The organism is Arthrobacter sp. Y3225209 (genome assembly GCF_059090685.1).
This window is the reverse complement of record NZ_JBNHFW010000012.1, coordinates 66,620-85,736: the sequence shown is the minus strand read 5'-3', so window position 1 is coordinate 85,736 and position 19,117 is coordinate 66,620. Positions and strand designations below refer to the sequence as shown.

Here is a 19,117-nt window from a genome sequence, read left to right as displayed (position 1 = left end):
ATGCGGGCTACGCAGAATGTCCCGTTCGCCTACGCGGCGTCCTCCCGCGCGGCCGCCGGCAGCAGGTCCCGCGCACCGAGGGCGGCGAGGATGAAGGCGTAGTCCCACGCCCGGTCCTTCCATGCCTCGTACCGGCCGGAGGCCCCGCCGTGGCCGCCGTCCATTTCGATCTTGAGCACGATGGGTTCTGACCCGGTGGAGGTTTCCCGCAGCTGCGCCACCCATTTGGCCGGCTCCACGTACAGGACGCGGGTGTCATTAAAGCTGGTGACAGCTGCGATCTTCGGATAGTCCACGGCGCGGATGTTTTCGTAGGGGGTGTATTCCTTCATGTACCGGTACACCTCGGGGTCGGTGATGGGGTTGCCCCATTCCTCCCACTCGAGAGCCGAGAGCGGCAGGTCCGGATCCAGGATGGAGGTCAGGGCATCCACAAACGGCACCTGCGCCACAATGGCCCGGTATTTCTCCGGTGCCAGGTTCGCTACTGCGCCCATCAGCAGCCCGCCGGCCGAGCCGCCCATGGCGGCGATCCGGCCCGGATCCGCCCAGCCCGACGCCGCGACCCAGTCCGTGGCATCCACGAAGTCCGTGAAGGTGTTCTTTTTGTTCAGCTTCTTGCCGTCGTCGTACCAGGCCCGGCCCATCTCGCCGCCGCCGCGGATGTGGGCCACCACGTAGACCACGCCGCGGTCCAGCAGGGACAACCGGGCAACATTGAAGCCGGGATCCATGCTCACTTCATAGCTTCCGTAGGCGTAAACCAGTGCCGGGTTGCTGCCGTCCCGGCGCAGATCCGCCCGGCGGATGACCGAGAGCGGAATGCGGGTGCCGTCCGCCGCCGTCGCCCATTCACGTTCGGCCACGTAGTCCTCGGAACGGTAGCCGCCCTTGACCGGCGTCTGCTTCCGCAGTTCCAGGTCACCGGTGGACAGGACGTAGTCGTAAACCCGCGGCGGGGTGAGGAAGGAGGTGTAGCTGAGCCGGATGATCGGGGAATCGAATTCCGCGTTCGCTAGGTTGGCGGTGTACAGCTCCTCGTCGAAGGCCGGTTCCACCGCAGGCGCCTGGGCGGGAGTGCCGAGGCCTTCCAAGGGGAGGATCTGAACGCGTTCCGTTGTGTCCTTGCGGACGGAGACGAGCACATGGGTCCGGGTTACGGCGGCGCCGTTGACCCGCACGGTGTCGTCGTGGGCAATGACGGTCTGCCAGTGCTGATCGGCCAGCGGCTTAGCGAATTCCTCCTCCGCAACCAGGGAAAGCATTGAGTTCAGGGCCCCGTGGTTGTGCGTGAGCAGGTACTGACGGCGCCCGTCCACAGTGAGCGGTTCGGCTTCGTAAAGAATCCGTTCACTGCGCGGAATCAGCACGCGGACGGTGTCCGCGGGATCATCAAAGTCCAGCACCCGGTACTCGCTGTACTCGGAGCTGCTGATGCCGATGAGCAGCTGCCGGCGGTCTGCGGAAAGGTCAAAGCCGGTCCACATGGCAATGTCGTCCTCCTGGTAGATGACGACGTCGTCTTCCACCGGGGTGCCGAGGGTATGGGCCTTGACCTGGTAGGGGCGCCAGGAGTCATCCACCACGGTGTAGAACACGCGGTTGCCATCGGGGGAGAACGCAAGCGAGTAGAAGACATTGGGGATGCTGTCCGGCAGCAGGTCGCCTGTGCGCAGGTCCTTGATCCGCAGGGTGAAGCGTTCATCACCGGCGTTGTCCTCGGAGTAGGCCAGCAGGTGACCGTCCTCGGTTACGGCCAGGCCGCCGAGGGAGAAGAAAGGCTTGCCCTCCGCTTCCGCATTGCCGTCGATCAGGATTTGTTCGCCCGCCACCGGTACTCCGGGCAGGACCGACGGCGGAGTCCAGTCGGCGGCCAGGTCACCGGTGTCCCGGGCGGCGGTGCGGCAGTGGATCGCGTACTGCTTGCCCTCCTCGGTGCGGGTGTAATACCACCAGCCCTTTTTCCGGGCGGGGACGGAGAGGTCAGTCTCTTCGGTACGGTTCCTGATCTCCTCGAAGATTCGGTTGCGCAGCTCTTCCTGGTCTGCGGTGACCGCGGCGGTGTACTCGTTCTCTGCGGTCAGGTGCGCCACCACCTCGGGGCTTTCCTTCTCCCGCAGCCACTCATAGTTATCCACAAACGTATCGCCGTGGTGGGTGCGTTCAGTAGGGACTTTCTTGGCAACCGGGGGCTGGGGAGTAGTCATGATTCGAATATATCCATCCGCGGGGCGGTGTCGAAGGGCCGCGCGCCGGGCTTATGCTCGCGGCTTAGCCGGCGGGTGTCCTGTAGCGGGCACTCCGGAATGTAAAGCACCCTTTACAATCGGCGGGGTCGGTGGCAGGCTTTCGGCCATGGCGACGGAAACAGCGGGCAGGCGGACCCGCGGACTCAGGATTGGATTGAGCACGGCCGGGGGCGCCGCAGCGGGAGCGGCCCTGGGCTGGGCGGTGGCGCTGCGCAACGGAGGGGACCCGGCGCTGTACGTGCCGGTGTTTGCCGCGGCAGTGGGGCCCATGGTGGGGGTTGCCTTCTGGATGCTGGTCCTGAATTCGGCGGAAACCCGCCGGATCGAGGCCGCAGGTGCTGCCGACGTCGAACGTTCCTGGTCCCGGGATGCGGCTGCCGCCGCCTTCACCGATGTGATGGTGGTGGTGTCCTTGGGGGTTGTGCTGCAGGCTGTGGCGGGCTGGACCGTCCCGCTTCCGCTCTTCTGCGCGGCCGGCCTGGCGGCCTGGGCGCTGCGCTACGCCGCGGCCCGACGCCGAAACGCCTAGGAATGGAGAACCGCGTGGCGCAGGAGCGGGTGCGGCTGGGATTGTCGCAGGTGCAGCTCGCGGAACGCCTGGGGGTCTCACGGCAGACGGTCATTTCCATTGAAAAGGGCAGGTTTGATCCCTCGCTGCCCCTGGCTTTTGGCCTGGCCCGCGTGCTGGGCCGGCGGATCGAGGAACTGTTCCTGCCGGAACAGTTAGACGGCTAGAGGGTTAGTCGCCCAGCAGCAACCAGGCACAGACGGCGCCAGCCGTCAGGAAGAGCAGCCAGTTCACTGCCACGGCCAGCAGGGTGGAAGCGAAGGGCCGGGGCGGCAGTTCGCTGCGAGGGCGCAGCACCGGGTCCGGAGCCGGGCCCTTGCGGAACTGGCCCCACAGGCTGGTGCCCAGCAGGACGGCACCGCCGCACAGGGCCAGCGGCAGGGCAGGCAGTGAGAAAAGGACCAGATGCGACGCCGCCAGGAACAGTGCCGCTTCCACCAGCAGGCAGGCGGCCAGCAGGATGGCCGGGCGCCGCAGCGAGCGCAGCGTTGGACGCCGCAGGTACAGCGGACTGATTCCGGCCACCACCAGCGCGGTAAAGGCCAGCATCAGCCCCGGGGCGGTGACGGCAACCGTGGCCGCTTCCGAGGTTACGGCGGCTGCAACGGCAACAAACCCAAGCAGGCCCAGGAGCGTTGGAACAATCAGTGCCGCTGCGGAGCCGGAGTGGGGAGCGGTGGCGGTATCAACGCCGTCCTTTTCAACCGGGTCCTCCGCGGGGCGTGCGGCAAGGGCGTCCACGGCCGGCGGTCCGGCGTCGGGCTCGGGGATACCCATATGACTCCTTCTGCGCTGAGGAAACTATCCAGACCACTAGTTTTCCATAACCGCGGGCGCCGGACGGGCGGCAGCGGATCCCTTGACGGTCCCATCCCGCGTCCATATCCTGAACGAACGGTCGGTAATTATTGAACGGGGTTAGGCATGGACGGGCAAGAGCAGTTCGAGGCATTGATCGCAGCTGATGCCCGGGTGGAACCGCGGGACTGGATGCCGGAGGGATACCGGAAGACCCTGGTCCGGCAGATCTCCCAGCATGCGCACTCGGAAATCATCGGGATGCAGCCGGAGGGAAACTGGATCTCCCGTGCCCCCTCGCTCAAGCGCAAAGCCATTCTGATGGCCAAGGTCCAGGACGAAGCCGGGCACGGGCTGTACCTCTACTCCGCCGCAGAAACCCTGGGCACCCCTCGGGACCGGATGACCGAGGACCTGATTGCCGGCAAGGCCCGCTATTCCTCGATCTTCAACTATCCCGCACTGTCCTGGGCGGACATGGGCGCCATCGGCTGGCTCGTGGACGGTGCGGCTATCTGCAACCAGGTCCCGCTGTGCCGCGCTTCCTACGGACCCTACGGCCGGGCGATGGTGCGGATCTGCAAGGAAGAGTCCTTTCACCAGCGGCAGGGGTTTGAAATCCTGCTTGAACTCGCCCGGGGCACTGACGCACAGAAGGAGATGGCGCAGGATGCCATCAACCGCTGGTACGCCCCGTCCCTGATGATGTTCGGCCCGCCCGATGATGATTCACCGAACTCGCGCCAGTCCATGGCCTGGAACATCAAGCGGTTTTCCAACGATGAACTGCGTTCGCGGTTCGTCGGAATGATCGTTGAGCAGGTGCAGGTCCTTGGCCTGACCCTGCCTGACCCGGCCATCCGCTTCAACGCGGAAACCGGACGGTGGGAGCACGGGCCGCTTGACTGGGAGGAGTTCCGCGAGGTCCTGGCCGGGCGGGGGCCCTGCAATTCGCAGCGGCTGGCCCGGCGCCGCGAAGCCCATGAGGACGGTGCCTGGGTCCGTGAGGCCGCAGCGGCCTATGCGCGCCGGCAGAACGCCACGGAGGTGGCCTAGCCATGACAGGTGGATCAACAACCGGCGACGACGGCGCCCTGGCACCCGCGCCTGCGGTTTCCGCCCCTGCTGCCCCCGTGCCGGACATGCCCGCAGTGCCGTCCGCGGTGTGGCCATTGTGGGAAGTTTTTGTGCGTTCCTCCCGCGGCCTTTCCCACGTGCACGCCGGGTCCCTGCACGCCCCGGATGCCGACATGGCGGTGCGTAACGCCCGTGATCTGTACACCCGCCGGAACGAGGGCATCTCGCTCTGGGTGGTTCCGGCGTCGGCCATCATCGCCAGTGACCCGGATGCCAGGGGGCGCCTCTTCGAGTCTCCGCAGGGCAAGGATTACCGGCACGCGACCTATTACACAAAGTCCGAGGGAGTGAGGCACCTGTGAGTTCGGACAGCGCCACCCGCATCACCCCCGGCAATGCGCTGCGGCCCGAGGACATTGCCGCAGCGGGCACCCGGGCACCGGCCGACGCCGCGGCATATGCCCTCCGCCTGGGCGACGACGCCCTGGTCCTGGCCCAGCGGCTGGGCTGGTGGATTTCCCGCGCGCCGGAACTCGAAGAGGACGTGGCGCTGGGCAACATTGCCCTGGACCTGATCGGCCACGCCCGGTCCTTCCTCACCTACGCCGGCAGTGCCGACGGCCGCACCGAGGATGACCTGGCTTACTGGCGGAGCGAATCGGAGTTCCGTTCCGCCCACCTGATGGAGCAGCCGAACGGCGATTTTGCCCGCACCATAGCCCGCCAGCTGGCGGTCTCCTTCTATCAGTTCGGGCTGTACAGCGCGCTGCAGCACTGTGCGGACCCCACGCTGGCGGCCATCGCGGCGAAGGCGGTCAAGGAAGTGGACTACCACCGGGACCACAGCGTCCAGTGGGTGCTGCGGCTGGGCCTTGGCACTGATGAATCCCGCCGGCGGATGATCCGCGCGCTGGAGCTGACCTGGCCGTACGTCGGTGAGCTCTTCGAGGACGACGACGCGGCGGTGGCAATGGGGGACCGCGCGGTCCTTTCGTCCAGCCTGAAGCCGGAGTTTGAGCGGAGCATCACCGCCGTATTGCAGGAGGCTGGGCTTCAGGTACCTGCGGTTCAGCCGGCTCCCGGCGGCGGCAGGCAGGGACGGCACAGCGAGCATCTGGGCTATCTGCTGGCGGAACTGCAGGTCCTGGCCCGCGAACATCCCGGTGCCACGTGGTGAGCCTGATGGCATCCTCCCTGCGGCCGGCAGATCCTGCGGCGGCCGCCGCCTGGGATGTGGCCGCGACGGTGTGTGATCCGGAGATCCCCGTACTGAGCATCGAGGACCTGGGGGTGCTGCGACGGGTGGAGGTTTCCGACGCCGGCGTGCAGGTGGCCATCACCCCCACCTACTCCGGCTGCCCGGCCATGGACGCCATCCGCCAGGATGTCACGGCTGCCCTGCACGGGGCGGGGTATGCCGAGGTGCAGGTTGCCCTGGAACTGGCTCCGGCCTGGACCACTGACTGGCTGACCGCTGACGGGAAGGCGAAGCTGGACGCCTACGGCATCGCCCCGCCGTCGGGCAGTGCCGCCGCCGGTCCTGTCCGCGTGGGGCTGAGCGTGAAATGCCCGCAGTGCTCCTCGCTCAACACCCGGGAGCTGACCCGGTTCGGCTCTACCTCGTGCAAGGCGCTCTGGGTCTGCCGGGACTGCCTGGAACCGTTCGACTACTTCAAGGTGCTCTGATCCATGACCGTTCTTCCCGCCGCGCCTGCACGGCGCGCCGCTTTCCATTCCCTGACCGTGGCGGCAGTGCGCCGGCTGACCGAAGACGCCGTGGAGGTCACCTTCGCGGTTCCTCCCGAACTGGCGGACGCCTATGGCTACCTGCCCGGGCAATACGTTGCCCTCCGCACGGTGCTGGAAGGCACCGAACTGCGGCGCAGCTATTCCATCTGTGCCGAACCCCGTCCCGGAGAACTGAAGGTGGCCGTCAAGCGTGACCTCGGGGGCCTGTTTTCCTCCTGGGTCAACGAGCATCTGAAGGCCGGAGACGTGCTGGACGTGATGTCGCCCGCCGGCAGCTTTACCGTGCGCCCGGTGCCGGGGATGGCAGCTGAACAGGCACGCGGCCAGGTCTTCGCTGCCGTTGCAGCCGGATCGGGGATCACCCCGGTGATCGCCATTGCCCGGTCTGTCCTGGCCTCCTCGGAGCACACCCGCTTTGACCTGGTGTACGCCAACAAGGCAGCCATGGACGTGATGTTCCTGGAGGAACTGGCAGACCTGAAGGACCGTTACCCTTCGCGGTTTGCCGTGCACCATGTGCTTTCCCGTGAGCAGCGGATCTCGCCGCTGCTCAGCGGGCGGCTCAACGCAGAGAAAATCACCAGCTTCATTGACACCGTCCTTCCGGCAGACGCGGTGGATGAATGGTTTCTCTGCGGTCCGTTTGACCTGGTCCAGCTTTGCCGCGATGCGCTCGCGGAACGCGGCATTGATCCGGCCAGGGTCCGGTTTGAGCTGTTCACCACCGGCAGGCCGGACCGGCCGGAGGGCTCCGCCGGACGGCCGGTGGTTCCGGACAGTGCGGGTGCCAGCTACGACATTGCCTTCCGCCTCGACGGGCTGCAGGGAAAAGTTTCCAGCCCGGTGCATGCCCGGGAATCAGTGCTGAACGCCGCCCTGCGTGTGCGTCCGGATGTTCCCTTCGCCTGCGCCGGCGGGGTCTGCGGCACCTGCCGGGCCAAGCTCGTCACCGGGACCGTGGAGATGGAGGAGAACTACGCACTGGAACCGGAGGAGCTGGAGCGCGGCTACATCCTGACCTGCCAGAGCAGGCCCACCAGTCCGTCAGTCACCGTGGACTACGACGCCTAGGAGCACGCCATGATTGATTTGGACATACGGGACGGCATCGCCGAAGTGGTGCTGAACGCCCCGGCGAAACTCAATGCGCTCAGCGAAGAGGCACTCGGGGAGCTTTCACAGGCCTACGATGACGCCGGGGCCGCCGGCGTGCGGGCCCTGCTGCTTCGCGGCGAGGGCCGCGCTTTCTGCGCCGGTAGGGATCTGACGGGTGTGTCACCGGAAAATGATGATGCCCGGACCTATCTGGTGGATGCCCTGCGGCCCCTGCTGAAGAAAATGGCTGACTTTCCCGTGCCCACCTTCGCGGCCGCGCACGGTGCGTGCCTGGGGGTGGGGCTCGGCCTGCTGGCTGTCACCGACGTCGTTTATGTTGCCGACGACGCGAAGATCGGCTCGCCCTTCGCCAATCTGGGTGCCGCCCTGGATTCGGGCGGGCACTGGCTGTTCACTGAACGGCTTGGACCGCAGCGGACCTTGGACCTGATCTACACCGCCGAACTGATGAGCGGTGCGGACGCCGTGGCGGGGGGACTGTTCAGCCGGGCGGTTGCCCCGACGGAGCTGCTCGCGAAGACGCGCGCCGCCGTCGCCAAAGCAGCGTCCGGCCCTACCCAGGCGTTCGCGGCCTCCAAGGAGCTCGTGGGGCAGATCAGGGACCACCGTATGGGCTATTGGGATGCCCTGGATGCCGAAAACGAGGTACAGGTGCAGCTGAGTAAAACACCGGATTACGCCGAAGGATTTACCGCCTTCCTGGCCAAGCGGAAGCCTGTTTTCCGCGGCTGATCTCCGTCCGGGCAGCTTCTGCGCGGGTGAAACCTGAAGACTCCGGCTTGAGATGTGCCCGGACGGGGACTAGGTTGGAAGGCAACTCGTAAGCATGCTTAGTACGATGCTTGCCAAGGCTGGTGAACGCGCAGAGATGCCGAGGAGGCAGAACATGGCCGAGAGCTACAACCCGAACAATGACCCGGCAAATCCGGATAAGCCCAAGGACGCGCAAAAGGGTGCCGGCACGCAGGAGGGGACGGGCAACCACGCGCACAGCGAGGCGAAGGCGGACAGCCCCAACCCGGACCCCGCCGAGGGGAACATCACCGGACTGGAGCCGGGCGGCGGAGTTCCCCCGGGAGAGACCCCGCCCGCCGAAGGCCAGATGAGCAGCGACCAGGGCCACGACGAGAACTGAATCGCCGCACAACCGGACAGCACCCGCAGCAACTGCTGCGGGTGCTGTCTGCATTTGCGGGGGTTGCCGGGCGTTGCCGGGCAGGAACGGTTACCAGCGGCGGAAACCGCCCTCGGTATTGAGGACCTGTCCTACCATCCAGCGGCCTTCGTCACTGACCAGCCAGGCGATGAGCCTGGCGGGGTCGTCGGGCTCGCCGAACCGTCCGCCCGGGAAATGCGCCAGCACGCTCTTTAGTTCCGCCGACGGCCGGTCCGCCGTTTCCTCATTCAGGTAGCCGGTGTTGACCGGGCCCGGGTTGACGGTATTGAGGATGATGCCCTGACTCATCAGGCCGTCCGCCACTGAAGCCGTCACGCCGGCCAGTGCGGCCTTCGACGTTGCATAGGCTATTTCGCCCGGCATGGGGCCCTGGGACTGGCCCGACGTCATCCACACCACGCGCCCGCCCTCCCGGCCGTCGTGCTGCTCCGCGAAATAGCGGGTGGCCAGCAGGGTGGAGCGCGTGTTGACCTGCCAGTGGGCATCCAGGTTTTCCGGTGTCATGTCCAGCAGTCCGCCGTCGCTGCCGCTTTTGGCATGGTTGCAGCAGAGGATGTCCAGGTGGCCCAGTGCGGATTGTGCGCGCTGAATGAGTTCGGCAGCACCGGCCGCCGGCGCGAGGTCGATCCCGGCGTGTTCCACCCGGATGCCGTCGGGCAGGGAAGTCTGCAGGTCCCGGACCAGGTCCGGAATGGAATCGGCACCCCAGGGCTGCGCCTCGTCGTGGGGCACATGATGCTGCAGGAAAAGGTTGGCTCCCATTCCGCCCAGCCGCCGGGCGATGGCGAAGCCGATTCCCTGGCGGCGGCTCACCCCGGTAATAACAGCCGTGCGTCCGGACAGGGGGAGGGGAGGGTGCGTGTGCATCCGCCCATGGTAAGCGCGGCACGGCTGCTGCAGCGCGTGTCACGGATGCCGCGCGTATTCGACAACGTGTAGAAATCCGGGAAGAATTGGCACCAGACGGACGATCCGTCCGGTCGGGATTCCCTTCGGGAGGAAGCATGGGCACGCGCGCGGCACGTCAGTTGCGTGGCTGGGCTGTCGCCCTCTCGGCCACGGGGGTTGCCGCTGCGGCGCACATCCTGGCCGGCGGCAGTATTCCTCACCCGTCCATCCTGGTCCTCTGCCTTGCGCTGTCCGCCATGGTCTCCTGCGCTCTGGCAGGCCGTGCCCTGTCGCACGTGCGTACGGCGGGAGCCGTTCTTGTGAGCCAAGGCCTCTTCCACTGGATGTTTACCGCCGGCGGTGCCGGTATGCCTTCCCCTGCAGGCGGTTTCACGGGACTCTCGACGGCGGGTGCCGCAGCCGGGCATGCCGGCCACGCGGGGCACGTTGATCCCGGGGCCCTCGCCGACCAGGTGGTGGCTGGCGCAGGCGTGACGGCCTCGGGGCATCCTTCGGCAGGCATGTGGTTCGGGCATCTGCTGGCCGCGGCGGCTACCATGCTGATCATCGGCCACGGTGAAGCCGCGCTGCTCCGCCTCGCGGGCGCCGTCCGCCTGCGCATCGTTGCCATATTTCCGCGGTTGCCGCTGCCGGCGCCGCTGGGCCCGGAAGCGCCCAAGCCCGCGCACATGGCGCGGATTGAACCTGCACCCCGTCTCGGCATCCCACTGCTGGTGATGCGGCACCGGGGCCCGCCAGCTGCTGCCGCGTTCCGCTAAGGAGCGCTTTCGGGCATCCGCACAAACGTGCGGATGCCCCGGTTGACCGCGTCAGCGGACACCTATCCCCCAGCAGCCGCGGACGCTCGTCCGGCGGCGGAAAGCAGTCATGCCTTCGATCAACCTGTCCCCTCCGTTTCCCATGCCCTTTTCCGCTGCCGTTCCGGCGCGGCCGCGCAGGTCCGGCCCCTACCGTGCCGTGCTCGCTGCGGTCCTGGCTATGGGCTTGGCCGTGGGCTGCCTTATTGCAGCGTTGGCATCGGCTGCCCCGGCCGCGGCCCACGACCAGCTCGTGGGCACTGCACCCGCAGCCGGCGAGCGCCTCGATGCGGCTCCCGAGCAGCTGGAACTTACCTTCAGTTCGGTGCTGATGGATGTGGGCCATCAGGTCCTGGTTCTGGATGCTGACGGCCGCGACTGGGCGGGAGCCGACCCCCGGCTGAACCGGGAAACCCTGGTCCAGCCGCTGCCGGAGGAGCTGCCCCGCGGGGAGTATTCGGTGCGCTGGCGTGTGGTGTCCTCCGACGGGCATCCGATCGCCGGCCGGTTCGAATTCCTGGTGGGTGCGGACGCCGTGGCCGGATCTGCCGTCGACGCTGTTCCGGGCACGGATGCAGCCGGGAGTGACAACGCCGCGGGCATGCCGGCGAAGGGAAGCGCCGAAACGCCTGCAAACGGAACCGGCGCCGCCGGGGACACTCAGGCCGACGCCCTTGAAACCGACGCCGTTGAAACCGACGCCGCTGAACCTGACACCGCTGAGGCCGCCGCCCATGCTGGTGCCGAGGCCAACGAGGGCCTGCCTGACTGGGTGCTTCCCGGGATCTGCGGCGCGGCAGCCGGGCTGCTGATCTATGCCGGCTACGCAGTGTTCTCCCGCCGCCGGCAGCGCAGCAGTTCGGACTAGCGCTGCCCGGCAACGGCAACAACCTCACAGAGTGGGCCAGTCGGCTTCCGGCCGCGCACCTCCCACAACTCCAGCGCGTCCCTCATTTCAGTGCCCCCACGGCAGCGCGCGCAAAACTTTCAGCGCTCCATCACGACAGCGCCTCTCACACTTAGGAGCTACACCACCATGACGTCTCGTCCGCCTACCCCCGCCCACACTTCCGTTCCCGGGCAGTCTCCGACCGGGTTGCCCGCCATGGGCCCTGACCACTCTCCGACCAGGTTGCCCGCTGCGGGCCCCGACCACTCTCCGGCCGTGGCGCCCGCTTGTGGCTCCGCCCCGGTGCCCGCCCCATTCCCCGCCCGTCCCATCCGCAAAAAGGCGCTCCCGGCCGTGGCTGCCACCATCCTGGCCGGACTGCTGTTGGGCGGTTGTGCCGCTGACCCCGCACCCGAGGGGCCAGCAGCAGGGGCGCAGACCCAGGCTCCGTCCGCCACGGAAGCAGCTCCAGCATCCGGTCCGCAATCCGCCACGGAATCCGCGACGGCATCCGCTTCTCCGCTGTCCGTGCACCAGCCGTGGGTGAAGGCTGCCGAATCCCGTATGACGGGGGCATTCGGTGTCCTCACAAACAACGGCACCGAAGATATCCGGGTGGTCGCGGCAACGTCGCCGTCCGCCAAGAAGGTTGAACTGCACGAGACCGTCGCGGGTCCCGACGGCACGTTCACCATGGCCGAAACCACTGACGGATTCACCATCCCCGCTGGCGCGGACTTTGCGCTGGAACCCGGAGCAAACCACCTGATGCTGATGGGGCTGGCGGAACCGCTCCTTGCCGGGGACGAGGTCATCCTCAACCTGGAACTGGAAGACGGAACCGTTGTGGAATTCACCGCCACCGTTAAGGACTTCTCCGGCGCCAATGAGAGCTACCACGGGGAATGAGCATCACGGAGGGCGTGGCGCCCGACCACGGCGAGCCCGAACATAGCGAGCGCAGCGGAGACGGGCAGAAGCCGGAACAGGAGGCCTCCGGCGGTGTCAGGCGGCGGCACCTGTTATTCGGCGGTGCAGCGGCTGGGTTGGGAGCGCTGGCGGCAGCCGGGATCGCCGCCGGGACCAAACCGGATGCCGCCGGCCGGAAAGGGCAGAACACGGAGACCGGCGCGGCCCCTTCAGCCGGCGCTTCCGACGTCGTGCCCTTTTACGGACCGCGGCAGGCGGGCATCGAAACGCCGGCCCAGACCCACGCCGTCTTCCTGGGCCTGGACCTGAAACCGGGCCTAACCCGGCAGCGGCTTGCCGCCTGGCTGCGGCTGCTGTCCGAGGACGCCGCCGCCCTGACACAGGGCCGGCCGGCGCTGGCTGACACGGAACCTGAGCTGGCGGCAGGCCCGGCCCGGCTGACGGTGACGTTCGGGTTCGGTCCGGCGCTGGTGGCGCTGGCTTCTCCGGGGCTGGCACCCGCCTGGCTCCGACCGCTGCCTGCCTTCGGAATTGACCGGCTGGAGCCTGCCTACAGCGGGGGAGATCTGCTGCTGCAGGTGTGCGCCGATGACCCGCTGACGGTGGCCCACGCACGGCGCATGCTGCTCAAGGACAGCCGCTCCTTTGCGACCCTTCGATGGACCCAGACGGGGTTTCTGCGCGCCGCCCGTTCCAACCCCGCAGAGGAGACACCACGGAATCTGTTCGGCCAGCTGGACGGTACCGCCAACCCCCGAGGCGGCGCCTTCGAACGTGTGGTGTGGGGCGGGGAGGGCATCGAACCGTGGCTGAAGGACGGGACCTCCGTGGTGATCCGGCGCATCGCCATGAACCTGGATACATGGGATGAACTGGACCGAAGGGGACGGGAGGAAACCGTGGGCCGGCGGCTCAGTGACGGGGCTCCGCTGACGGGCGGAACCGAACATGACGAGCCGGACTTCTCGGCACGCAACAGTCTCGGTTTTCCGGTGATTGCCGAATCCGCGCACATGCGCCGGGCCCGTCCGGAGGATGAACGGCAGCGGATATTCCGCCGTCCCTACAACTATGACGACGCGCCTGTCACGGGCGGCGCGGAAAGCGGCGTCTCCAACTCGGGCCAGATCTTTGTGTCCTACCAGGCCGACGTCGACCGGCAGTTCGTGCCGATCCAGCGGCGGCTGGACGAGCTGGACATCCTCAACGAATGGACGACGCCGGTGGGCTCCGCCGTGTTCGCGGTTCCGCCGGGCGCACGGGAAGGGAGCTTTGTCGGCGCGGAACTTTTCGACTGACAGCCCTCAGCGGGTGTCGCGTTCCTCGAAGACCAGGAACGTCTGGGTGTCCAGCACTCCGGGCATGGACTGCAGCTGGTCGAAAATAACCCGGCGCAGGTGGACGTTGTCCTCGGCCCGTACCAGCACAATGACGTCGAAGGACCCTCCCACCAGGGCGATGTGGTGGATTTCCGGCACCTCGCTGAGGCGGTCCTTCAACTCCCGCCAGGCGTGCTGGCGGACTTTCAGCGTCACATAGGCCGAGGAGCCCAATCCTGCCTTTTCCGGATCCACCAATGCGGTGAAGCGGCTGAGTACGCCCGATTCGGTCAGCCGGGCAATCCGCGAATAGGCATGCGCCCGAGAAATGTGTACCGCCTGCGCAACGGCCGTAAAGGATGCCCTCCCGTCGGAGCGCAGCACTGCCAGGATTTTCCGGTCTGTTTCATCCAGTACCGCCGGAGCTGCTGTCATAGTGTCCACGCTTTCCCCAAGTAATCTGCGTCACATTTGCAAGGTGTCCATCAGAGTACCCGCAGCGGAGCTTTCCGTCCAAGATTTCCGGGAATGCTGGCCCCTGATGAGCGCCGGTCAGCATACTGGCTAGACAGTAGTACCCGCGTGCAAAGGTGCCGCAGGCACTCACGGACGGAGGCTCTCTGATGACCATCTCGACGCCGCGGCACACCGGGTTTCCCCCATCCCCGGGATTCGCCGCAGACACCGGACTTCTTCCGTCCCCGGTTCCCGTCCGGCTGATTGATGCCGACGGGGCGGAGCACAGCGATGAACGCTATCCGCTGCCCTCCGGCGACAGCTTGCTGGACGCCTACGCGCGGCTGGTGGCCGGGCGGCGGGTCAACGACCAGGCCAACGCCCTGGTCCGGCAGGGCCGGCTGGCCGTGTACCCGTCCTCGCACGGGCAGGAGGCATGCCAAGTGGCAGCCGCCGCCGTGCTGCAGGCCCGGGACTGGCTTTTCCCCACCTACCGGGATTCCGTGGCCGTGATGTCCCGCGGCGTGGATCCCCTGCAGGTGCTGACCCTGCTCCGCGGGGACTGGCACAGCGGGTATGACCCCTACGAACACAGGGTGGCCCCGCAGGCGACGCCGCTGGCCACCCAGCTGCTCCACGCCGTCGGCGTTGCCCACGCAGCGAAACTGAAGGGTGAAGACACCGTGGTGCTGGCCCTGTGCGGTGACGGTGCCACCAGCGAGGGCGACTTCCACGAGGCGCTGAACTTTGCCGCGGTCTTCCACGTGCCCGTGGTGTTTTTTGTCCAGAACAACGAGTACGCGATTTCCGTGCCGCTGCGCAGCCAGACCGTTGCCCCCTCTCTTGCACATAAGGCAGTGGGGTACGGCATGCCGGGAGAGCGGGTGGACGGGAACGACGTCGCCGCCCTCCTGGCCGTGCTGGGCGCTGCAGTGCAGCGGGCACGCGAAGGCGGCGGTCCGTCGCTGGTGGAGGCCCACACCTACCGGATGCAGCCCCACACAAACGCCGATGACGCCACCAGGTACCGCACGGCCGACGAGGTGCAGCGGTGGGAACCCCTGGACCCGCTGCTGCGGATCCGGACCTTTCTGCGCTCGTCGGGTCTGCTCGACGACGCCGCCGAGGCCGGGCTGGCAGCCGACGCCGAGACCGTCGCGACGGCCATGCGCGACGGGCTGAATGCCGACGTCGAGCCGGAACCGATGGCCCTGTTCGAGCACGTTTACAGCCGCCGGACTCCCCAGCTGACGGAACAGGCCGAGCTGCTGCGCAGCGAACTGGAACGCGACGCCGCAGCCGTGGAGCCGGACACCCGCGACACCGGCGCCACGCGCTGACTCCCCACGGAAGGGCACACATCATGGCAGCAACAACCACGGAGGCGCGGCCGGGCACCCGGCAGGCCGCCGACACCGCGGACAGCACCGACAACGCGCCCCTGACGTTCGCGAAGGCACTCAATACCGCCCTCGCTGATGAGATGGCTGCCGATTCCACGGTGGTGATGTTCGGCGAGGATGTGGGGCCGCTGGGCGGGGTCTTCCGGATCACGGATTCCCTGACGGCGCGGTTCGGGGCCGAGCGCTGTTTCGATACCCCGCTGGCTGAATCGGGCATTGTGGGCATGGCCGTGGGAATGGCCATGAACGGGTTGCGCCCGGTGGTGGAGATGCAGTTCGATGCTTTTGCCTATCCCGCGTTTGAGCAGATCGTCAGCCACGTGGCCAAAATGCCGAACCGGACCAAGGCCCGGATCAAGCTTCCGATGGTGATCCGGATTCCCTATGCCGGCGGGATCGGCGGGGTGGAACATCACTGTGATTCCTCCGAGTCCTACTACGCCCACACCCCGGGCCTCACCGTGGTGGCCCCCGCCACCGTGGCGGATGCCTATTCACTGCTGCGCGAAGCCATCCGCCTCGATGACCCGGTCATTTTTCTGGAGCCCAAAAAGCTGTACTGGACCAAGGAGAGAGTGGATCTTGCCGGCCTGCGCCGTGCGGCGGATGACGCGGTGCAGACGGGCCGGAGCGCTGCCGGCGGCATCGGTACCGCGGCGGTGGCCCGGCCGGGTACCGATGCCACACTGATTGCCTACGGACCCTCCGTATCCACAGCCCTGGCGGCAGCGGCTGCTGCCGAGGTTGAAGGCCGGTCCCTGGAAGTGATCGACCTGCGCTCGATTGTTCCGTATGACGACGCCACCGTGGACGCCTCGGTCCGCCGCACTGGCCGGGCCGTGGTGATTGCCGAAGCGCCGGGTTTTGCCTCCGTTGCCTCCGAGATCGCAGCCCGTGTCTCCGAACGCTGCTTCCATTCCCTGGCCGCCCCGGTGCGGCGCGTGACCGGATTCGACGTGCCGTACCCGGCTCCCAAACTTGAACACTGGTTCCTGCCCGGCGTGGACCGGATTCTGGACGCGGTGGATGAGCTGCAGTGGGATGAACCGGGCGACGGCGCGGATGTGCCTGCCGGGGATTCCCTTGGCGGGGGTTCCCTTGGCGGGGGTTCCCTTACTGGGGGTACCGCGGCTGCGGATTCCGGTTCGGAGGGCCACCTGTGAGCGTGCGAACCTTCCTGCTGCCGGATCTGGGCGAGGGGCTGACCGAAGCCGAGCTGGTCAGCTGGCTTGTTGCGGTGGGGGACTCCGTCGCCGTGGACCAGCCCGTGGCTGAAGTGGAGACGGCCAAATCCCTGGTCGAGGTCCCGTCGCCGTATGCCGGCCGCGTGGCGCAGCTGCACGGCAATGCCGGCGAAAGCATGGACGTTGGGCGGCCGCTTATTTCGGTGGACACTGCCCCGGTGGACACTGCCCCGGCGGACACTGCGCCGGGCGGTGCTGCACCGGCGGACACTGCGCCGGGCGGTGCTGTACCGGCCGCCGGGTTGGAAACCGCCGCTGCCGTGGGAACCGTGGAAGCGGCGGTGTCATCGGCAGGGGAGGCTTACCGGCAGGAGGAGAAGGCAGGTTCCGGGAACGTGCTGATCGGCTACGGAACTCCGGAAACTGCGAAGACGGCACGCCGTACCAGGCCTCCGAAAAGCCCCGTGCGGCCTGCCCTCCAGATGAATCCGCCCCGATCCGCTGCACCGCGCTGCATCTCGCCGCTGGTCCGGAGGATGGCACGTGAGTCAGGCCTGCGGCTGGCCGATCTCAGCGGCAGCGGCCCGGACGGACTGATCCTGCGCCGCGACGTCCAGGCAGCACTGCGCACGGTACCCGTCCAGGGTGAGTCGTCATTCCGGACGCCGGCGGGGGTTTCCACGACCGCGCTGGTCGGCGCCGTCTCCGGGCCGGCCGACACCACGGCATCCGGCCCGGTCGACACCACGGCATCCGCGGCCGGGACCAAGGTCTCCGGCCCGGACGGCAGCGCCGCACCCCTTGACCCGCGGACCGGGCTGCAGGTCGCTGCCCGCACCCCCGTGCGCGGCGTGCGCCGAACGGTGGCTGCGAACCTCACCCGCAGCCGTGCCCTGATCCCGGAGGCCACCGTCTGGGTGGACGTGGACGCGACGGCGCTGATGGAGCTGCGCAGCGACCTCGGACGCGGCGGCGGCGAGGTCCCCTCGCTGCTGGCCTTCCTAGCCCGCTTCACCCTGGCCGGCCTGCGCAGATTCCCGGAACTCAACACCCGATACGTTCCCGGTGGAACGGGCACAGACGGCCTTTCCGCCGATGCCCCCGACGCCGCCATAGAGGCCTTCGAGGGCATCAACCTGGGCATTGCTGTCCAGGCCGGCCGGGGACTGATGGTCCCCGCAGTCCGTCGCGCGGACAGCCTGTCCACCCGCGACCTGGACACCGAAATCCGCAGGCTCACCGCAGCGGCGCAGGCGGGCCGGGCCACCGCTGCCGAGCTGACCTCGGGCACGTTCACCCTCAACAACTACGGAGTGTTCGGTGTGGACGGCAGCGCAGCAATCATCAACTACCCGGAATCCGCCATTCTCGGCGTCGGCCGCATCATCGATAAACCGTGGGTGGTCCGGGGCGAACTGGCCGTGCGCAAGATGACGGAGCTGACCCTGGTCTTCGACCACCGGGTGTGCGACGGCGGTACGGCCGGAGGCTTCCTGCGGTACGTGGCGGACGCGGTTGAAAACCCGGGCAGGGTCCTCGCAGACCTGTAATACGTGCCCCGAATCCCTACCCGCGGTAGGTTGGAGAAGGCCGGCGAAAGGGAAAGCTGACATGACCGAAACACCGCACCAGCCCGCAGTGAGCACCGCGGGCTGGATGGAAATTGCCCCCCGCATCTGGGTGCGGCGCAACGAGGCGTACGCCGTGAACACCGGCCTGGTGATCGGCGACGAGCGTGCCCTGCTGATCGATACCGGTGCCGGCCCGGTGATGGCAGAGGAAATCCACGCGGCAGCACGGCAGCTGACGGATCTGCCGCTGTCCGCAGTGAACACGCATGCCCACTTCGACCACTACTTCGGAAACACGCTGATGCTGGCCCGCGGCGTCGAGGATATCTGGGGCACCGCCGGGTGCGCCGCAAGCATCCTTGAAAACGGTGAGGACCATCGTCCGCAGGCCGCCGACACGGAACCGGAAATGGCCTCGGCCATGGGCGAGCACACTGCCATCACCGGGCCTACCAAGCTGGTGGAAAACGCCCCGGTGGATCTGGACCTGGGTGGCATTTCGGTGACGCTTTTCCATCTGGGACGCGGGCACACGGACCACGACCTGCTGGTGGGGGCGGGCGACGTGCTCTTCACCGGGGACCTGGTGGAGCAGGGCGCCGATCCGCAGTTCGAGGATTCCTTCCCGAAGGAATGGATCCGCACCCTGGGCAAGGTCACCGCGCTGGAGGACCTGTATACGGTCTTCGTGCCGGGCCACGGCAAACCCGTCACCGTGGATTTCGTGTCCACGCAGATGAACAAAATGCGCACCGCCGTCGCCGTGACCCGCAGCGCCATGGACCAGGCGTCAGTGGACATGACCAAGGCCATTCCCATCCTGCCGTACGGCCCCGAACAGTCCCGCGCGCTGCTCACCCGGCTGCGGACCCTGGCGAAATGGAAATGGCTGAAACGGTAGTCCGGACAGGACACTGCCGGTGCG

General features: G+C 67.4%; 21 protein-coding genes. 17 read left to right on the top strand and 4 right to left on the bottom strand.

All coding sequences use genetic code 11. The features are described 5' to 3' along the window. Positions 1–29: 29 nt before the first annotated feature. A complete protein-coding gene (locus AC5RVB_RS08785) occupies positions 30–2,207 on the bottom strand; it encodes a S9 family peptidase (protein ID WP_494142499.1) in 2,178 nt (725 codons plus the stop codon). Positions 2,208–2,403: 196 nt separating this feature from the next. Between AC5RVB_RS08785 and AC5RVB_RS08780 the strand changes: the two genes are divergently transcribed. Together AC5RVB_RS08780 and AC5RVB_RS08775 are read left to right on the top strand one after the other, a co-directional pair. Beyond that, positions 2,404–2,778 (top strand): hypothetical protein, encoded by a 375-nt coding sequence (locus AC5RVB_RS08780; protein WP_494142498.1) that lies wholly within the window; start codon positions 2,404–2,406, stop codon positions 2,776–2,778. A 2-nt stretch (positions 2,779–2,780) separates the two neighbouring features. Next, the gene (locus AC5RVB_RS08775) at positions 2,781–2,984 is read left to right on the top strand and encodes a helix-turn-helix transcriptional regulator (RefSeq protein WP_494142497.1); all 204 of its coding nucleotides are present in this window, start codon (positions 2,781–2,783) and stop codon (positions 2,982–2,984) included. A gap of 4 nt (positions 2,985–2,988) precedes the next feature. Here AC5RVB_RS08775 and AC5RVB_RS08770 read toward each other — a convergent pair whose 3' ends face one another. Continuing rightward, positions 2,989–3,594 (bottom strand): hypothetical protein, encoded by a 606-nt coding sequence (locus tag AC5RVB_RS08770; RefSeq protein WP_227928633.1) that lies wholly within the window; start codon positions 3,592–3,594, stop codon positions 2,989–2,991. A gap of 147 nt (positions 3,595–3,741) precedes the next feature. On the opposite strand from AC5RVB_RS08770, the gene paaA reads away from it, so the two are divergent. The 7 genes from paaA to AC5RVB_RS08735 all read left to right on the top strand — a co-directional run bounded on the left by paaA (position 3,742) and on the right by AC5RVB_RS08735 (position 8,692). Continuing rightward, the gene (gene paaA, locus AC5RVB_RS08765; RefSeq protein WP_290244200.1) at positions 3,742–4,671 is read left to right on the top strand and encodes a 1,2-phenylacetyl-CoA epoxidase subunit PaaA; all 930 of its coding nucleotides are present in this window, start codon (positions 3,742–3,744) and stop codon (positions 4,669–4,671) included. 86 nt (positions 4,672–4,757) lie between these two features. Continuing rightward, on the top strand, positions 4,758–5,054 hold the full coding sequence (gene paaB, locus AC5RVB_RS08760; protein WP_494142505.1) for a 1,2-phenylacetyl-CoA epoxidase subunit PaaB: 297 nt from the start codon (positions 4,758–4,760) through the stop codon (positions 5,052–5,054). Then, a complete protein-coding gene (gene paaC / locus AC5RVB_RS08755; RefSeq protein ID WP_290244204.1) occupies positions 5,051–5,869 on the top strand; it encodes a 1,2-phenylacetyl-CoA epoxidase subunit PaaC in 819 nt (272 codons plus the stop codon). Before paaB ends, paaC begins: the two co-directional genes overlap by 4 nt. A 5-nt stretch (positions 5,870–5,874) precedes the next feature. Next, the gene (paaD, locus tag AC5RVB_RS08750; protein ID WP_227928638.1) at positions 5,875–6,378 is read left to right on the top strand and encodes a 1,2-phenylacetyl-CoA epoxidase subunit PaaD; all 504 of its coding nucleotides are present in this window, start codon (positions 5,875–5,877) and stop codon (positions 6,376–6,378) included. A 3-nt stretch (positions 6,379–6,381) separates the two neighbouring features. Then, a complete protein-coding gene (gene paaE / locus AC5RVB_RS08745; RefSeq protein WP_494142496.1) occupies positions 6,382–7,512 on the top strand; it encodes a 1,2-phenylacetyl-CoA epoxidase subunit PaaE in 1,131 nt (376 codons plus the stop codon). 9 nt (positions 7,513–7,521) lie between these two features. Beyond that, complete coding sequence (locus AC5RVB_RS08740) at positions 7,522–8,289, top strand: enoyl-CoA hydratase/isomerase family protein (RefSeq protein WP_494142495.1); 768 nt, start codon at positions 7,522–7,524, stop codon at positions 8,287–8,289. Between the two features lie 154 nt (positions 8,290–8,443). After that, positions 8,444–8,692, top strand: a complete 249-nt coding sequence (locus AC5RVB_RS08735; protein WP_227902425.1) for a DUF6480 family protein — start codon at positions 8,444–8,446, stop codon at positions 8,690–8,692. 90 nt (positions 8,693–8,782) lie between these two features. Here the strand turns inward: AC5RVB_RS08735 and AC5RVB_RS08730 are convergent, their stop codons facing one another. Further along, positions 8,783–9,601 carry an SDR family oxidoreductase gene (locus AC5RVB_RS08730; protein ID WP_227902424.1) on the bottom strand — a complete coding sequence of 273 codons (819 nt, stop codon included), beginning with the start codon at positions 9,599–9,601 and terminating at the stop codon, positions 8,783–8,785. 137 nt (positions 9,602–9,738) lie between these two features. On the opposite strand from AC5RVB_RS08730, the gene AC5RVB_RS08725 reads away from it, so the two are divergent. The 4 genes from AC5RVB_RS08725 to AC5RVB_RS08710 all read left to right on the top strand — a co-directional run bounded on the left by AC5RVB_RS08725 (position 9,739) and on the right by AC5RVB_RS08710 (position 13,557). Next, positions 9,739–10,401 carry a hypothetical protein gene (locus tag AC5RVB_RS08725; RefSeq protein ID WP_227928643.1) on the top strand — a complete coding sequence of 221 codons (663 nt, stop codon included), beginning with the start codon at positions 9,739–9,741 and terminating at the stop codon, positions 10,399–10,401. 109 nt (positions 10,402–10,510) lie between these two features. Then, positions 10,511–11,308, top strand: a complete 798-nt coding sequence (locus tag AC5RVB_RS08720; RefSeq protein ID WP_227928645.1) for a copper resistance CopC family protein — start codon at positions 10,511–10,513, stop codon at positions 11,306–11,308. A gap of 375 nt (positions 11,309–11,683) precedes the next feature. Next, entirely contained in the window at positions 11,684–12,238 is a 555-nt protein-coding gene (locus tag AC5RVB_RS08715; protein ID WP_227928653.1) for a copper chaperone PCu(A)C, read from the top strand. Next, entirely contained in the window at positions 12,235–13,557 is a 1,323-nt protein-coding gene (locus tag AC5RVB_RS08710; protein ID WP_494142494.1) for a Dyp-type peroxidase, read from the top strand. The genes AC5RVB_RS08715 and AC5RVB_RS08710 overlap by 4 nt, the downstream gene beginning before the upstream one ends. Before the next feature lie 6 nt (positions 13,558–13,563). Here AC5RVB_RS08710 and AC5RVB_RS08705 read toward each other — a convergent pair whose 3' ends face one another. Next, positions 13,564–14,013, bottom strand: a complete 450-nt coding sequence (locus AC5RVB_RS08705; RefSeq protein WP_227902423.1) for an Lrp/AsnC family transcriptional regulator — start codon at positions 14,011–14,013, stop codon at positions 13,564–13,566. A 188-nt stretch (positions 14,014–14,201) separates the two neighbouring features. On the opposite strand from AC5RVB_RS08705, the gene pdhA reads away from it, so the two are divergent. The 4 genes from pdhA (at position 14,202) to AC5RVB_RS08685 (ending at position 19,093) form a co-directional block, all read left to right on the top strand. After that, positions 14,202–15,374: a pyruvate dehydrogenase (acetyl-transferring) E1 component subunit alpha gene (pdhA, locus tag AC5RVB_RS08700; RefSeq protein ID WP_494142493.1), complete on the top strand. Its 1,173-nt coding sequence runs from the start codon at positions 14,202–14,204 to the stop codon at positions 15,372–15,374. A gap of 23 nt (positions 15,375–15,397) precedes the next feature. Continuing rightward, a complete protein-coding gene (locus tag AC5RVB_RS08695; RefSeq protein ID WP_494142492.1) occupies positions 15,398–16,600 on the top strand; it encodes an alpha-ketoacid dehydrogenase subunit beta in 1,203 nt (400 codons plus the stop codon). A 2-nt stretch (positions 16,601–16,602) separates the two neighbouring features. Next, positions 16,603–18,171, top strand: a complete 1,569-nt coding sequence (locus AC5RVB_RS08690; protein WP_494142504.1) for a dihydrolipoamide acetyltransferase family protein — start codon at positions 16,603–16,605, stop codon at positions 18,169–18,171. A 61-nt stretch (positions 18,172–18,232) separates the two neighbouring features. Further along, on the top strand, positions 18,233–19,093 hold the full coding sequence (locus tag AC5RVB_RS08685; protein ID WP_227902419.1) for an MBL fold metallo-hydrolase: 861 nt from the start codon (positions 18,233–18,235) through the stop codon (positions 19,091–19,093). Positions 19,094–19,117: the final 24 nt, after the last annotated feature.

What these genes read in the sequence shown, in the direction of transcription:
- AC5RVB_RS08695 (WP_494142492.1), top strand. Translation starts at nt 15,398, where the DNA reads ATGGCAGCAACAACCACGGAGGCGCGGCCGGGCACCCGGCAGGCCGCC.
- AC5RVB_RS08720 (WP_227928645.1), top strand. Translation starts at nt 10,511, where the DNA reads ATGCCTTCGATCAACCTGTCCCCTCCGTTTCCCATGCCCTTTTCCGCT.
- AC5RVB_RS08730 (WP_227902424.1), bottom strand. Translation starts at nt 9,601, where the DNA reads ATGCACACGCACCCTCCCCTCCCCCTGTCCGGACGCACGGCTGTTATT.
- pdhA (WP_494142493.1), top strand. Translation starts at nt 14,202, where the DNA reads ATGACCATCTCGACGCCGCGGCACACCGGGTTTCCCCCATCCCCGGGA.
- AC5RVB_RS08705 (WP_227902423.1), bottom strand. Translation starts at nt 14,013, where the DNA reads ATGACAGCAGCTCCGGCGGTACTGGATGAAACAGACCGGAAAATCCTG.
- AC5RVB_RS08710 (WP_494142494.1), top strand. Translation starts at nt 12,235, where the DNA reads ATGAGCATCACGGAGGGCGTGGCGCCCGACCACGGCGAGCCCGAACAT.
- AC5RVB_RS08770 (WP_227928633.1), bottom strand. Translation starts at nt 3,594, where the DNA reads ATGGGTATCCCCGAGCCCGACGCCGGACCGCCGGCCGTGGACGCCCTT.
- paaD (WP_227928638.1), top strand. Translation starts at nt 5,875, where the DNA reads ATGGCATCCTCCCTGCGGCCGGCAGATCCTGCGGCGGCCGCCGCCTGG.
- paaE (WP_494142496.1), top strand. Translation starts at nt 6,382, where the DNA reads ATGACCGTTCTTCCCGCCGCGCCTGCACGGCGCGCCGCTTTCCATTCC.
- AC5RVB_RS08725 (WP_227928643.1), top strand. Translation starts at nt 9,739, where the DNA reads ATGGGCACGCGCGCGGCACGTCAGTTGCGTGGCTGGGCTGTCGCCCTC.
- AC5RVB_RS08785 (WP_494142499.1), bottom strand. Translation starts at nt 2,207, where the DNA reads ATGACTACTCCCCAGCCCCCGGTTGCCAAGAAAGTCCCTACTGAACGC.
- AC5RVB_RS08735 (WP_227902425.1), top strand. Translation starts at nt 8,444, where the DNA reads ATGGCCGAGAGCTACAACCCGAACAATGACCCGGCAAATCCGGATAAG.
- AC5RVB_RS08685 (WP_227902419.1), top strand. Translation starts at nt 18,233, where the DNA reads ATGACCGAAACACCGCACCAGCCCGCAGTGAGCACCGCGGGCTGGATG.
- AC5RVB_RS08775 (WP_494142497.1), top strand. Translation starts at nt 2,781, where the DNA reads ATGGAGAACCGCGTGGCGCAGGAGCGGGTGCGGCTGGGATTGTCGCAG.
- AC5RVB_RS08740 (WP_494142495.1), top strand. Translation starts at nt 7,522, where the DNA reads ATGATTGATTTGGACATACGGGACGGCATCGCCGAAGTGGTGCTGAAC.
- paaB (WP_494142505.1), top strand. Translation starts at nt 4,758, where the DNA reads ATGCCCGCAGTGCCGTCCGCGGTGTGGCCATTGTGGGAAGTTTTTGTG.
- paaA (WP_290244200.1), top strand. Translation starts at nt 3,742, where the DNA reads ATGGACGGGCAAGAGCAGTTCGAGGCATTGATCGCAGCTGATGCCCGG.